General features: G+C 71.9%; 1 protein-coding gene. It reads left to right on the plus strand.

Features of this window, described 5'->3' with window-relative positions; translation table 11 throughout:
• Window positions 1-26 precede the first annotated feature (26 nt).
• Window positions 27-827 (plus strand): SAM-dependent methyltransferase, encoded by an 801-nt coding sequence (locus tag C1J00_RS43645; protein WP_102914251.1) that lies wholly within the window; start codon window positions 27-29, stop codon window positions 825-827.
• The last annotated feature ends 155 nt before the right edge of the window (window positions 828-982 follow it).

Below are 982 nucleotides of genomic sequence, written 5' to 3' on the forward strand. Positions count from 1 at the left end.
TTCCCCGCCCCCCTGGAGGCCCCGCCGTGTCCGACGACATCCTGCGTGACCGCATCGACACCTCCAAGCCGCACTCGGCCCGCTTCTGGAACTACTTCGTCGGCGGCAAGGACAACTACGAGGTCGACCGCGAGATCGGCGACCAGATCAAGTCGATCTTCCCGGGGCTCGTCGACGTCGCGGTCACGAGCCGCCGCTTCCTGGGGCGGGCCGTCGGGTACCTCGCCGGTGAACAGGGCGTACGGCAGTTCCTGGACGTCGGCACCGGGCTGCCCACCGCCGACAACACGCACGAGGTGGCCCAGCGCGTCGCTCCGGACGCCCGGATCGTCTACGTCGACAACGACCCCATCGTGCTGGCCCACGCCAACGCCCTGCTCACCAGCACCGCCGAGGGCAGGACCGCGTACCTGGACGCCGACCTGTACGACCCCGAGGCCGTCCTGAAGGCCGCCGCCGGCACGCTCGACCTCTCCCGGCCGGTCGGCCTGATGATCCTCAACACCCTCGGCCACGTCGCCGACTACGAGCGGGCCCGCGAGCTGGTCCGGCGGCTCATGGCCGGGCTGCCCGCCGGAAGCCACCTGGTGATCAGCGACAGCACCGCGACCAGCGAGGGCATGATCGCCGCGTCGGATGCGTACAACGCGAGCGGTGCGGTGCCGTACTACGTCCGTCCGGTCGCCGAGATCGCCGGGTTCTTCGACGGGCTGGAGCTGGTGGAGCCCGGCGTGGTGAGGGTTCCCGAATGGCGGCCCGGGGCTTCCGGCGACGCCGGTTCCGGTGCCGCCGTCGACGCGTACTGCGGGGTGGGGCGCAAGCCGTAGGTATAGGTAGGTGTACGTGGTCCGGTGCGGCGTCATGGGGGGCTGGTCGCGCCGTTCCCCGCGCCCCCGACAAGGCGCCTCTCCGTGAGGGCGACGGCTCCCCCGGTCAGCACCCCGTCCGTCACCCGTCCGGGCCGGTCACCTCAGTCCCCGCC

Source organism: Streptomyces cahuitamycinicus, from assembly GCF_002891435.1.
Classification (GTDB): Bacteria; Actinomycetota; Actinomycetes; order Streptomycetales; family Streptomycetaceae; genus Streptomyces; species Streptomyces cahuitamycinicus.